The sequence below is a fragment of the Pectobacterium odoriferum genome (assembly GCF_009931295.1).
In the GTDB taxonomy this organism is placed as follows: domain Bacteria; phylum Pseudomonadota; class Gammaproteobacteria; order Enterobacterales; family Enterobacteriaceae; genus Pectobacterium; species Pectobacterium odoriferum.
In genome coordinates this window covers 4,076,231-4,089,694 of the sequence record NZ_CP034938.1, presented here as the reverse complement: position 1 = coordinate 4,089,694, position 13,464 = coordinate 4,076,231, and the positions used below count along the sequence as shown (strand labels likewise).

Here is a 13,464-nt window from a genome sequence, read left to right as displayed (position 1 = left end):
GCGAAATGTCAATAAATGAATGCAAATGACAATTTAATGCAAATTTGCATTCTAATTGCGATATCACAGTGCAGGGAATGACCCGCTGCCCTAAATATTGGCAGGGTGTGCACAGCGAAAGTGCAAATAAGTGCCGCCATACATTTTCGTTATTTTATTTTTCAACGCCGTAAACAGGATTCCGTATGAATATCGGTTGGAAATTAAAGAAGAACGGCGTCATTAATCGGTTTCTCATCACCGAGTTGACGGAAAAGCGTTATTTCGCCGAGCCGGATACGCTGCCGGATAAGGTGAATTACCGCTTTATTAACGGTTTTGTCGATGTTGGTGTGCTGCCCTGTCGCGTGCGTTTTTTGCAGGAAGAGGCAAAGCGCGAAGTGGCGTTACCCGAAGATCTTCATTTCCCGCTGATGTGGAGCGGCGGCGATGAAAGCCGCAGCGTGAATTTCAGCGATTTCTGGCCGTGTCCGGTTCACGTTCAGCGCTTTGCTCGCTGCGCGATCCACAGTGACCGCGCGCAGATGGCACCGTTTACGCTCAGCACCTGCGGCGGTGTTACGCTGTGGCTGAACGGTGAGCCGATTACCCGCTTTACGCCGTTTACCCGCAACACCGAGCAAACCTGTGCGATCTCGCTGCCGTTGAGAGCGGGGCTGAACACGCTGGTGGTTCATAGCGAAGAGCTGTGCGAGCGCGATACCGACTACCTGTTTAGCCTGTGCTATCAGGGGGAAGACACGCTCTTCTGGCAGCTTGATGAAGACGCGGCGCTCAGCGAACCGCTGACCGCGCTGGATAGCTGGGTGAACGGGCTGACGCTGGAGAATAACCTGATCCACCCGCCCGTACTGGTGCTGAATAGCTCACAACCGCTGTCGGAAACGGTGACGATGGCGCACCGATTGATTGGTAACGTCAACGAGTCCGTCCCTGCGTGGCAGCAGCAACACACGCTGCCTGCTGGCAATCTGGGCTGGCAGGTGGATTTACCCAAAATCTTGGTTGGCTATTACGATCTGGTCTGCGCCGCAACCTGCAACGGCGTTACGCTGACGCGCACCCTAAGCTTTGGGCGCTTGCCATCGCAAACGATGCCTGCGCTGCCAACATTACCGGCACGTCGTGAAGCGGTACTGCGCCATACCGCGCAGCACGGTTTTGAACGCCTCGGCCGGCTGCTGGCGATTGTCGCGACGGGCGAGGGTAGCGATGCCGCTGCGCCGATCCTCAATAGCGCATTGCAGAAAATCAGCCGTCGCGAAGACTGTGCCGATTTCCAACTGGTGCCGCTGATTTGGCTGTGGCAGCGCTATCAGGGACAGCAGTTGCCGCCGCAGGACTGGCGGCGCGTGCGCAGCGCGATTCTCGGTTTCCGCTACTGGATTGATGAGCCGGGCAACGACACCATGTGGTTCTGGAGCGAAAACCACTGCCTGTGCTTCCATGTTGCGCAGTATCTGGCCGGACAAAACTTCCCGGATGACACCTTTCCGTGCAGCGGTCGTCGCGGGCTGGAGCAGAAGACGATCGCACACCAACGCCTGACGCGTTGGTTTGATTCCATTCTGGAGCACGGGCTGGTGGAGTGGAATTCGGCGGCCTATTACCCCATCGATCTGATTGGGCTAGTCGCGCTGTACGAACTGGCGCAGGACGCCGATCTGCGCGAGAAATCCCGCGTGGTAATTGACCGCATCATGCTGATGACAGCGTGGGTACATCAGAACGGCGTCGCGGTTGGCACGATGGGGCGCGCCTACGATAAAGAGTTGCGTTCCGGCATGTTGACCGAGCTGTCCGGCCTGTGTGCCCTGATGTGGGGCGAGGGCTGGCTGATTCCGCACTGCGCCGCGCTGCCGCTGCTGTGCCTGAGCGACTATCAGCCGCCGGAAACGACGGATCGGATCGCACACTGGCCACTGCCGCACGGTGCAGAAGCGCGCTGGGTGCAGGGGCTGAACCGCAGCGCCCGTATCATCGCCTGGAAGCAGCGCGACGTTGCCTTTTCTTCCGTTTTTGATCATCACCCCGGCACCCCAGGGCACCAGCAGCATCTGCTGGATGTGCGGCTGGGCACACACTATGCCGCTCGCCTGTGGGTGAACCACCCGGGTGAAGATCGCCCCGACGGCGTACACCGTCCGTCTTACTGGGCGGGAAACGGGCGTTTGCCGCACCTGATGCAACATCGTAATCGCGCGCTGATGGTGTTCGATCTGCAACAGGATATCCGCCCGTGGACGCACCTTTATCTGCCGCAAACTGCGTTGGATGACGTCATCGTTGAAGACGTTTGGTGCTTTGTGCGCGGCGGCAACGGCTATGCTGCGTTTCATAATCCCGCCGGATTGCAGCCGTTTGCGACCGCAGGCCAGCAGGCGGAAGGCGAACTGCGGGCGTATGGCGAGCAGAACGTCTGGTTCGTTGCCGTGGACAGCGGCGATGGTGCAGAAGGATTCGCCGCGTTTGCTGACCGCTTCCGAGGGCGTTCGCTGATACAGGACAGCGACGGCGTACGTATCGACGATCCCGATTACGGCGAACTGGCCTTTAGCCACGCGGCAGGATTCAGCGTGGCGCAGCAGCCTTTCCTTTTTCCCGACGATGTCCCGGTCGTCCCGCAGTTCAACACAGGAAACCCATGACATGCAGACAGGTTCACTTAACCGACAACAAACCGAAGTGCTGCTGGCGCAGGTGGCGCGGGCGTTTTGCCGCCTGAAGGCTATTGACAGCGTGACGCAGGACGATGCGCCGGATGCCGGGCTGACAATTCAATTTGAAGAGTGGGATTGGGAGGTTGGCGTCGGGCTGTACGGCTTTTGGAAGCTGGCACATCTGACGCAGGACGACACCATGCTGACGACGCTGGCGAACTGGTATCAGCAAAAGCTGGATGCCGGGCTGCCACCGCGCCAGATTAACTCGACAGCCCCGATGCTGGTGCTGGCCTTGCTGTGTCAGGACAAGCCGGATGCGCCCGCGCAGTGGCGCGAAACCGTGAGCGACTGGGCGGACTGGCTGCTGCACTCGCTGCCAAAAACCGAGGATGGCGGCTTCCAGCACACAGTAAAAGAGCGGCCGAATACCGGACAGCTGTGGGACGACACGCTGTTTATGGCGGGTCTGTTTCTGGTGGTCGCGGGGAAACTACTTTCCCGCCGCGATCTGATCGAAGAGGCGGAATACCAGCTTGTCACGCACGCACGCTATCTGGCCGATGTGCGCAGCGGGCTGTGGTATCACGGCTGGACGTTTGTTGGTCGCCATCACTATGCCAATGCGTTCTGGGGACGCGGCAACGCCTGGATCACGCTGGTGCTGCCGGAAATGCGGGTGCTAGCGGAGGATCAGCTGTCTGCGCCGGTACTGCGCACGCTAGAAGCGATTCTGGAACAGCAAACGACAACGCTGGCTCGCTGCCAGCACGATTCTGGCCTGTGGCACACGCTGCTGGATGACCCGGATTCGCCGCTGGAGACGTCTGCCAGCGCGGGATTCATTGCCGGGATTCTGACGGCACGGCGGCTGGGCATGCTGCGCGACTTCCCGCAGGACGTATTGGAAAAAGGCTATGCCGCCGTGGTGGCGCAGATTGACGCGCAGGGCGTGGTGCAAGGTGTCTCGGACGGCACGGCGATGGGACACGACTTACAGTTCTATCGCGATATTCCCAATGTCGCTGTGCCTTACGGGCAGGCGCTGGTCATGCTGATGTTATTGGCACAGTTAGATTCTGTTTGCGAGGGCTGACAATGGCGAGTCTGGAACTAAAAAACGTCCACAAAAATTATGGCGCGGTGAGCATCATCAAAGGCGTGGACTTAACGATTCATGACGGCGAGTTCATGGTCTTTGTCGGCCCGTCGGGTTGTGGAAAATCCACGCTGCTGCGCATGATTGCTGGGCTGGAAGAGATCAGTAACGGTGAGCTGTGGATCGACAACCGCAAGGTGAACGATCTCACGCCGGCGGAACGTAAGATAGCGATGGTGTTCCAGTCTTACGCGCTCTATCCGCACCTCTCGGTACGCAAGAACCTCGCGTTCGGGCTGGAGAACCTGCACTTTCCTAAAGACGAAATCATCCGTCGTATTGATGAAGCTGCCCGTATGCTGGGGCTGGAACCTTATCTGGATCGTCGGCCGCGTGCGCTGTCGGGTGGACAGCAGCAGCGTGTGGCGATTGGTCGTGCCATCGTGCGTGAACCCGACCTGTTCCTGTTTGATGAACCGCTCTCCAATCTGGATGCCAAGCTACGCGTGCAGACGCGCGGCGAGCTGTCTCGCCTGCACCAGAAGCTGCGCACTACCATGATTTATGTGACTCACGATCAGGTAGAAGCGATGACGATGGCGCAGCGCATTGTGGTGCTGAACGCGGGGCGCATCGAGCAGGTTGGCACGCCGCTGGAGTTGTTCAATCGGCCGAAAAATAAATTTGTCGCGGGCTTCATTGGTTCACCGCGCATGAATATGTTTCCGGCGCAAATCGTCGCCACCTGTGCGGACGGCGTCGACGTGCAGTGTCCGTCGGGCAATCGTCTGGTGCTGCCGTTTATCGGCACTGTCGGGCAGAGCGTCACGCTCGGCATTCGCCCTTCACACTGTGAGCTGGTGGAGGAAGGCGAGGGAATGGCACTGTGTGTCGATCGCTGCGAGATGATGGGGCATGAAACCTTTATCTACGGGCGGATGGGCGGCATTGACGATGAGATGATTGTCCATCTGGCGCAGCACCGCGAGTTCGCCACGGGTGAATCGGTATTCGTCCGCTTCCCGCCAACGTACTGCCATCTGTTCGATGGCAAAACGGATGACACATTGCCGCGCTGTACCGAGCATTAATTATCGCGACGGGAGAGGACGACATGAAAAAGATTGCCTTACTGCCCGCAGGATCGCTGATCGATAAGCTGGTGACGCCAGTGGAAAAAGCGGTGAATCTGCTACAAAAACTTGGTGGCCGCAAAGTGATGCCGTGGTTTTTTATCGCGCCCAATATGCTGCTGTTCGCCGTTTTTGTCTTTATTCCGATTCTGCTGGCGGTGTGCTACGCCTTTACCGGCGGCACCAATATCCTGCTGTGGGAACGCCCCTACGTCGGCGTGGAGAACTTTTCCACGCTGCTGAGCTGCGGCAACTACGCCGAGCCATCCACCTGTGAACAAGATCTGTTCTGGACCGGCGTCTACAACACCGTGTCGTTCACCTTTTTCAACGTGCTCTGCACGCTGCTGGTGGCGCTGGTGACGGCACTGATCCTCAACCGCAAGATTATCGCCCGTGGCTTTTTCCGCGCCATGTTCTTCTATCCGGTGCTGCTGTCGCCGGTGGTCGTTGGCCTGATCTGGCAGTGGTTCCTGAACCGCAACGGCCTGCTGAATCTGGTGCTGTCGTCGCTGGGCGGGCAGCCGATTACCTTCCTGCTCGATCCGACGTTTTCGCGCTTCTGGGTGGTGTTTGTCTCTGTCTGGTTTCACGTCGGATTTTATACCCTGATCCTGCTGGCCGGATTGCAGGCGATCCCGCGTGATATTTACGAGGCAGCGGCGGTGGACGGCACCTCGCGCTGGAGGGGTTTTTATCGCCTGACGTTGCCGCTGTTAGCACCGAATATTCTGGTGGTGGTGATTCTGCTGACCATCAATAGCGTGCAGATCTTCGATGAAGCCTGGGTACTGACCAACGGCGGCGGCCCCGGCACAGCCAACAGCTTTATCGTGCAGTACATCTACCAGACCGCCTTCTCGTCGAATGCCTCGCTTTACGGGCTGGCCTCGGCGGCGTCGGTGCTGATGGGCGTAGTGCTGATGATTTTGACGGCGTTACAGTTCCTGCTGACGCGTCGGCTGGAAGGGAAAAAATAACGGGAGCCATGATGAAAATAATCGCATTTCTCACCCGTACCCGTCATCCGGGGCGCATCCATATTACGGATATTATGAGCTGGGTCTGGCTAGTGGTGGGTACGCTGCTGGTGATGATTCCGGTGATGTGGGCGGCGATGTCGTCGTTCAAAACGCCTGCGGAGATCAACCGCTTTCCGCCCAGCTTTCTACCGCAGGCGGCGGATACTGTCACGCTGCCGGAGTACCCGAAGCCGCTCGAGCTGTGGCAGGTTAAGCAGGAAGACGGCGAAGCGAAAACGATGGCGTTGGTTAGACGCATCGGCCTGATTGCACAGCTGGTGAACCCGGATGCCCCGAGTGAAGTGGTGCGTGTGTCGACCAAAGATCTGGTGCCGATGAAGGCCTTGCATCTGGAGACGGAGAACTACACGACGCCGATAACGAAGTTCCACTTTGCTACTTACCTGAAGAACACCGTGTTCGTGACGGTGATGGCGACGTTGCTGACCCTGTTGCTCAGTTCGATGGCGGCCTTTGCGCTATCGAAATACGAGTTTCGCGGGCGCGGTACGGTGCTGACGCTGTTTCTCTCTACGATGATGATTCCGCTGTCGGTGGTGATGGTGCCGACGTTCCTGGTGGTGATTGGCCTGAACATGGGCGATAACCTGTGGGGCGTGATTATTCCCACGGTGGCAACGCCGACCGGCGTATTTCTGCTGCGGCAATACATGCTGACGATCCCCGATGAACTGATCGAGGCGGCGCGTATCGATGCCGCCAGCGAGTTCCGTATTTACTGGAAGATCATCCTGCCATTAACCGCGCCCGCGCTGGCGGTGCTGGCGATCTTCTCGGTGATCTGGCGCTGGAACGACTTCCTCTGGCCGCTGATCGTGCTCTCCAGTCAGGACAATTTTACGCTGCAAATCGGCCTGAATGCGTTTCAGGGGCAGTTCTCGGTGCAATGGCACTATATACTGGCGATGACGATGCTCTCGCTTCTGCCGGTGACGGCGGTGTTCGTCTTCCTGCAAAAATACATCACGACGGGGATTGCCAACACGGGGATGAAATAATGGCGACACTTAAGGATATTGCCGACCGCGCGGGGGTTTCCATCAGCACGGTTTCCCGCGCGCTGAACGGGACGGCACCGATCAGCGCCAAGGTCAGGCAGCACATCATGGCGATTGCCACCGAGCAAGGCTATCCGCTGCATAAAGTGGGCAAAGCGACCGTCGCGCAGAAGGAACCGCTGCGACACATCCTGCTGGCGACGCCGCGCAACCTGATGCTGGAAAGTGAGTACAATCTGGTGTCGCTGACGCTGATTAACGCCCTGAAAACGCTGTGTTTGCAACGTAACATCCAGCTTCGCCCGTTTCTCGGGGAGCACGACACCATTAACGAACAGCAGCTACTGCGTGAACTTCAGGGCGGAAAAGAGAGCGGCATTCTGATCGTGAATGACGATCACCCAACGCTGCTGAACGCCGTGGCGGAAAGCGGCATTCCAGCGGTGCTGATCAATGGGGAAGATCCCTCCATGCGCCTGAGCAGCGTCACGCCCGCTAACCACTATGCGGCGGCGGCGGGAGTGCGCTACCTGATCGAACAAGGGCATACGCGGATTTTGCACCTGACCTGGACGTCGCGTATGACGATCAAACAGCGCGAGCGTGGCTATCGTGATGCACTCGCGCAGGCGGGCATTGCGGTGGATGAGGATCTAATTCTGTCGCTGCCGGATTTCCACCCGCGCACGGCACGCGATGCGCTGCTGCGCTGGCTGACGGCTAACCCGGACAGATTGGGCGTCACTGCGATTTTCTGTGCGGCGGACAATCAGGCTATCGGCGTGATCGACGCGCTGTATCAGCACGGGTTACGCGTGCCGGAGGACATTTCCGTCATGGGCATGGACGACATTCTGCCGTTCGACATGCTGCCAGTTTCACTCACCACGGTGCATCTGCCGTTTGAGACGATTGCCCGCGCGGCGCTACAGCTACTGGCGCAGCAAATGACGCCCGCACAGGCGCTCGGTATTGCCCAGCGTACTGAACTGGCTGGGCAGGTGGTGGTCAGGGAATCGGTGCGGCGGGTGGGGTAGAGGGGCGTTATTTACAGGGAAGTTTCACCCCGCATAAGCACTATAGTTTCTGCATAAGTACTACAGTTAAAGCGGCATTCTATATTCGATAACGCCGGGTTTTTCCGCCACCCAATCATAAAGCCGCTGGGCTGTTTTATTGGTTTCCTGCGTATGCCAATACAGCCGATCGCAGCTTTTTTCCTGTGCCTGTTTTCTCACGTATTCAATTAGCTTTTTCCCAACGTGTTTACCGCGAGTGGTCGGAGCAACAAACAGATCCTCTAAGTAACAATAAGGATTTACTCCCCACGTGGAATCGTGAAACACAAAGTGCACGAAGCCCACAATATGTAATCCTTCCCTTGCTACCGCGCAATACACAGGGATCTCGGCGTTAAAAAAGCGATTCCAGGTGGTTTCAGTGACGTCATCGGTAAGCTCGACTTTATAGAACGCTTGATAGCTTTTCCAATAGGGTAGCCATTGTTCGTAATCTTCTGGCTCAACGGAATTAACAATAATTTCTTGGTCTATATTCATCATTTTACTCTCATATTGTCGTGGATCGATGTTGGCAATCAGTCTGATATTTACCGTAATAAAATAGCAATCAAATAGACGGATGTGCCCCTCCACTTATTGAGAATAGAGCAGACCAATTTGCTTGAATTCCCACATTCTGAGACCGTACAGGCTGTAGGTAAGGTCGGCTAACGTTAACGTGGCAGGTTCATTCATGTTGTGCTCAAATCTCTTATCAGGCTGGTTTTTGTATCTAAGGAGGGAGTGATGGATATTGAACAAAGAAACATTGGAAAGAACCAAACGGTTATAAACAATGAATCCGGCGTTATTAACGTCAATAACCACGGGCAATACACGAATCTGGCGGGTGAAAATACGGTACATATCTATAAGGAAATATCGCGTTCAGAACAGGGTAAGTTCATCGTTAGCTTTGTGAGCGTTTGCTTATTGCCGGGATTGAGCCTGATTGCGGACTTGATGCAGATTCATCCTGCGCTCAACCTACCGTTTTGGGTTTATGTCGCTGTGTTCGGTGTAATATTTGCCGTGGTATTAGCGGGATATTATGACAACCTCCGAATTTTGGTATCCGGTGCGCCGAATGAAAATGAATGCAAGCAGCTTTATGCCGACAGGTTATTTAGCAGAACCGAAGATGGCTATGTGGTATTCACCCACACGACGGGTTGCATATATCCAGACTGCTGCGGAAAAATTGTGATTGCGACGGCTCCAGAGCGATACAACGGAGAATACTCTTTTTTCGGTAAATGCAGCCTTGCTGGCGGACAGCACTCTTATGGCATCGACTACAACTTCAAAGCGTACCCGATAAAGGTGGATTGGCGACCGATACCCAAGCCGAATAAATAGCGCTGTAAGAAGCCGAGTTTTGTGCTGCTGAGAGTGCGCATGCCTCTTTGTAAAAGGCGAGGTTGATACCAGCATGTTGGTAAATTCAGGTTAATTTCCTGCGCGTTGGAGTGGTCGGCGAACAAACTGCTATTACGGTCACAAAATTATTAAGTTAACGTTAACATTTGTGATTATCATCCCAAATCACGACAAGAATTATTTAAATGATGAATTGTTAACGTTAACAATGGCGCAGGACTTCTTGCGGAATAGACCAACATGAATAAACACGCGCAGACACCGGCACACTCTGCCAGACAAAATTACTTAAAATTAAGTGGGTTGTTATTTGCCTTCTTTTGGACATGGTCTTCAGCCTTTTCGCTTATCTCGCTTTGGCTTAACCAGAAGGTTGGCCTTCGGGGAGCCGATACGGGGATCATTTTCTCAATCATCAGCCTTACCGCATTTTTCGCTCAGCCTATTTATGGCTTTATTCAGGATAAGTTGGGACTGCGCAAAAACCTGTTGTGGGTCATTGGTGCACTGCTGTTACTGAGTGGTCCTTGGTTTATTTTCGTTGGAACACCGCTTTTACGTTGGAATATGTTTCTGGGGGCGTTCAGCGTCGGCGTCTATGTCGGCGCCACATTTTTCGCTGGGATCGGGGTACTGGAATCTTATACCGAACGTGTCAGCCGCATTATAGGGTTTGAGTACGGAAAAGCCCGTATGTGGGGGTCGCTGGGCTGGGCGGGGGCGACGTTTCTTCGCTGGTATGCTATTTAACATCGATCCTAACCTGAATTTTTGGATGGCCTGTGTATCGGCGAGCGTGTTCTTACTGCTGCTATGGAGCCTGAATGATATTAAGCCGCATGTGATGGGAGAACTGGAATATGGTAAGAGCAATGCGTTGACGCTAGCGGATGCCATCGGGCTGCTGCGATTGCCACGTTTCTGGTCCCTGGTGGTGTTTGTCTGCGGTGTGAGCGTCTATAACGTTTACGATCAACAGTTTCCCGTCTATTTTGCTTCGTTGTTTAGCGACCCCGCTCGCGGCAACGAAATGTTCGGATTCCTCAATTCGTTTCAGGTGTTTTTGGAAGCCGGGGGCATGTTTTTAGCGCCTTTTCTGGTTAACCGCATCGGTGCCAAACGTGGCCTGTTGTTAAGCGGCCTTATCATGACGTTGAGGATATTTGGTTCGGGGCTGGCGGAAGATACGCTCACGATCTCGCTGTTAAAATTACTCCATGCCGTTGAGCTGCCGATCCTGCTCATCGCCATGTTCAAATACATTACCTCACAGTTCGATAAACGCCTTTCGGCCACGCTCTACCTAGTTGGATTCCAGTTTGTTACTTCATTTTGCGCCGCGATCCTCTCCCCGATTGTGGGATATGGCTATGACGCATTGGGTTTTGCTGACACCTATATGATATTGGCGGTTGCCGTCTTTATTCTGACGCTGGTGTCTGGCGTATTGCTTCGCGCGGAGAATGATGAATCCGCTTCTCAAAATATGAATACAGCACCACGGTGAAATGATGAAATCACGTTTGATAAAGGCAGAATCTACACGGGACGCGTTGTTGGTGCAGCGTGGTAATTCGTTTTACCCACATTACCATTTAGCGCCGCCAGCGGGGTGGATGAACGACCCCAATGGATTGATCTATTTTAATGGTCTCTACCACGCTTTCTATCAACATCATCCCATGAGCGAACATTGGGGGCCGATGCATTGGGGACACGCGACAAGCCCGGATATGGTGCACTGGCAGCACGAACCTATCGCATTGGCACCTGGGGATGAATATGATCTGGATGGCTGCTTCTCTGGCTGTGCGGTAGATGATGGGGGCGTGCTATCGCTGGTTTACACCGGCCATGTCTGGTTATCTGGAGAAGGGGACGACAGTGCGATCCGCGAAGTGCAATGTCTGGCGATCAGTCATGATGGCATCCATTTTGAAAAACGGGGCGTTATTCTGCTGCCGCCAGACGGCATTATGCATTTTCGTGATCCAAAAGTCTGGCATGAAGACGGTAGCTGGTGGATGGTTGTGGGCGCACGTGACAAGAATGATACGGGGCAGGTGTTACTGTATCGCGGCTTGTCGTTGTCGGAATGGAGTTTTGAACGGGTACTGGCCCATGCCGACGTGCAGGAAGGGTATATGTGGGAGTGCCCGGACTTTTTTCCACTGGGTGAACATCACTACCTCATGTTCTCCCCTCAGGGAATGAAAGCGGAAGGATATGCCTATCGTAATCGCTTTCAAAGTGGCGTCTTGCGGGGACACTGGCAGCCGACAACCGTATTTAAGCGGACAAGCGCCTTTGAGGAGTTGGATCATGGGCACGATTTTTATGCTCCACAGTCGTTTTTAGCGGCGGACGGCAGACGCGTTATTTTAGGGTGGATGGACATGTGGGAGTCGCCGATGCCGTCCAAGCAGGAAGGGTGGGCCGGGTCGTTTACCCTGCCGCGTGAACTCGTTGAATGTCATGGAAAGCTATATCAGCGGCCTGTTCGTGAACTGGAAAGCCTGCGCCAACATCAACAACATGTTGAACCATTGATTGTGAAGGATGCCTATCTCATTACGCCCTGTGCAGATGCGGTTGAGCTGGAAATCAGTTGGGATATTGCACGCAGTCAGTCAGAGCACTATGGCGTCAGGTTGGGGGATGGGCTGCAACTTTATGTGGATAATCAGACTCAGCGGTTAGTGTTATGGCGTCGCTATCTGCATGAAGGAATAGACGGTTATCGTAGCATCGCGCTACCGCAGTGTGAGCACGTGAAAATTCGGATGTTTATCGATCGTTCTTCGATAGAAGTTTTTGTGAACGATGGGGAAAAATGTATGACGAGCCGAATTTATCCCCAGCCGGAGCAGCGTGCATTGACGCTTTATTCCAGTCAGGGGGAAGCGGTCATGCTTGGCGGCTCACTTTGGCATCTGGAATAGCGTTCTACTTCTATTGCTACTGCTCGTGTAGTAAGAGGGCAGTGCTGTTATGTGCGAAGACCCGGTGATGTGGCCGCGCCGGAGTCTTCGCCAAACGTCCAAGCGAATCTTACGATAGCCGTATTATGTGGATGAACGGATCAAGAGGGGACAAGTGAGCTGCTGACAACCGCTGTTTTCACGATTTTCAATAATGTGAAGCGTTGCCTGACGACCAATCTCATCGTGAGGTAATTGTATGGTCGAAAGAGGTGGGAGGAACAAATTTCCCATGCCCACCTGATTATCAAACCCCAATACCGCGACCTGTTCAGGGATAGCGATCCCGCGTGCGAGCAATACCTGATAAGCAATAAAAGCGATCCGATCATTACCGCAGATAAGGACGTCAAAATCAGGACGATTATCGGGTAATTTGGTGGCCAATAAATCGGCCAAATCGGTGTAGTGCTCGTCCCCCAACATCATATGGTACTGCGAGGCGTCTGATAATGAGCGCCCCGCGGTTTGCCAGGCATGTTCAAATCCTTCACGCCGATCGCGGCTTGCCGCTTCTGCGTCAGGGAGCCAAAAGCAGAGCGGTTTTTGGTAGCCACGGTCAATGAGATAGCGTGTTGCCTGATACTGCGCGTCAAAATTATTCGGGATGTAGGCGGGGAGTGAGCGATCGTTTGACTGACAGTTTGCTAAAATAACATTTTCCCCTTTTAGCACATCTGGCAACGTGACATGGCGAAGTCCCATGGTGGTATAGATAATTCCGTCTGGTCGCTGTGCTAAAAGCTGCCGTACCGCCCGCTCGCTGTCTTGCTCTGAAAAAATATTAATAAGAAAGCTATTCCAGCCTTTTTCCCGAGCGGTTTGTTCTATTGCCAATAAAATTTCGACGGAGAAAGGCGTCGTCGCGGTATCTCGCGCCAGAATCGCAATCGTCGATGCATTGTTGCGCTGGGTGCGTATTTTTCGTGCGGAATGGTCGGGAATATAGTTAAGCGCTTGTACCGCCTGCATAACGCGTTTTCTGGTTTCGGGGCGAACGGTATCGGGATGGTTGATGACGCGTGAAACCGTCATCATTGATACCCCCGCTAACTGCGCAACATCCTTCAGGGAAACCATGCTCTTTCCATTATGATGAAGATAATGAC

At 54.4% G+C, this 13,464-nt stretch carries 10 protein-coding genes and 1 pseudogene; 9 read left to right on the top strand and 2 right to left on the bottom strand.

The genetic code is table 11. The annotated features are described in order from the left end of the window. Positions 1 to 185: 185 nt before the first annotated feature. From EO763_RS18455 to EO763_RS18430, 6 genes are read left to right on the top strand one after another with little or no spacing between them, the layout of a single operon-like run. Positions 186 to 2,648 carry a hypothetical protein gene (locus EO763_RS18455; RefSeq protein ID WP_161529822.1) on the top strand — a complete coding sequence of 821 codons (2,463 nt, stop codon included), beginning with the start codon at positions 186 to 188 and terminating at the stop codon, positions 2,646 to 2,648. Position 2,649: 1 nt separating this feature from the next. Further along, a complete protein-coding gene (gene bglB, locus EO763_RS18450; protein ID WP_039507092.1) occupies positions 2,650 to 3,756 on the top strand; it encodes a beta-galactosidase BglB in 1,107 nt (368 codons plus the stop codon). Positions 3,757 to 3,758: 2 nt separating this feature from the next. Continuing rightward, the gene (locus tag EO763_RS18445; RefSeq protein WP_044208251.1) at positions 3,759 to 4,850 is read left to right on the top strand and encodes an ABC transporter ATP-binding protein; all 1,092 of its coding nucleotides are present in this window, start codon (positions 3,759 to 3,761) and stop codon (positions 4,848 to 4,850) included. Between the two features lie 23 nt (positions 4,851 to 4,873). Next, complete coding sequence (locus tag EO763_RS18440) at positions 4,874 to 5,872, top strand: carbohydrate ABC transporter permease (RefSeq protein ID WP_010295143.1); 999 nt, start codon at positions 4,874 to 4,876, stop codon at positions 5,870 to 5,872. An 8-nt stretch (positions 5,873 to 5,880) separates the two neighbouring features. Continuing rightward, positions 5,881 to 6,933: a carbohydrate ABC transporter permease gene (locus EO763_RS18435; protein WP_010295141.1), complete on the top strand. Its 1,053-nt coding sequence runs from the start codon at positions 5,881 to 5,883 to the stop codon at positions 6,931 to 6,933. Beyond that, positions 6,933 to 7,970, top strand: a complete 1,038-nt coding sequence (locus EO763_RS18430) for a LacI family DNA-binding transcriptional regulator (RefSeq protein ID WP_039541319.1) — start codon at positions 6,933 to 6,935, stop codon at positions 7,968 to 7,970. The genes EO763_RS18435 and EO763_RS18430 overlap by 1 nt, the downstream gene beginning before the upstream one ends. A 66-nt stretch (positions 7,971 to 8,036) precedes the next feature. On the opposite strand, the gene EO763_RS18425 is transcribed toward EO763_RS18430, so the two are convergent. Continuing rightward, positions 8,037 to 8,495, bottom strand: a complete 459-nt coding sequence (locus EO763_RS18425; RefSeq protein ID WP_161529821.1) for a GNAT family N-acetyltransferase — start codon at positions 8,493 to 8,495, stop codon at positions 8,037 to 8,039. A gap of 246 nt (positions 8,496 to 8,741) precedes the next feature. On the opposite strand from EO763_RS18425, the gene EO763_RS18420 reads away from it, so the two are divergent. From EO763_RS18420 to EO763_RS18410, 3 genes and pseudogenes are all read left to right on the top strand, one after another. Continuing rightward, the gene (locus EO763_RS18420) at positions 8,742 to 9,353 is read left to right on the top strand and encodes a hypothetical protein (RefSeq protein ID WP_161529820.1); all 612 of its coding nucleotides are present in this window, start codon (positions 8,742 to 8,744) and stop codon (positions 9,351 to 9,353) included. Between the two features lie 261 nt (positions 9,354 to 9,614). Beyond that, positions 9,615 to 10,881, top strand: a pseudogene (locus EO763_RS18415) (oligosaccharide MFS transporter). Position 10,882: 1 nt separating this feature from the next. Then, positions 10,883 to 12,316, top strand: coding sequence for a glycoside hydrolase family 32 protein (locus EO763_RS18410; protein ID WP_161529819.1), 1,434 nt, complete (start codon positions 10,883 to 10,885; stop codon positions 12,314 to 12,316). A gap of 123 nt (positions 12,317 to 12,439) precedes the next feature. Here the strand turns inward: EO763_RS18410 and EO763_RS18405 are convergent, their stop codons facing one another. Next, positions 12,440 to 13,435 (bottom strand): LacI family DNA-binding transcriptional regulator, encoded by a 996-nt coding sequence (locus tag EO763_RS18405; protein ID WP_039490814.1) that lies wholly within the window; start codon positions 13,433 to 13,435, stop codon positions 12,440 to 12,442. Between the last annotated feature and the right edge of the window lie 29 nt (positions 13,436 to 13,464).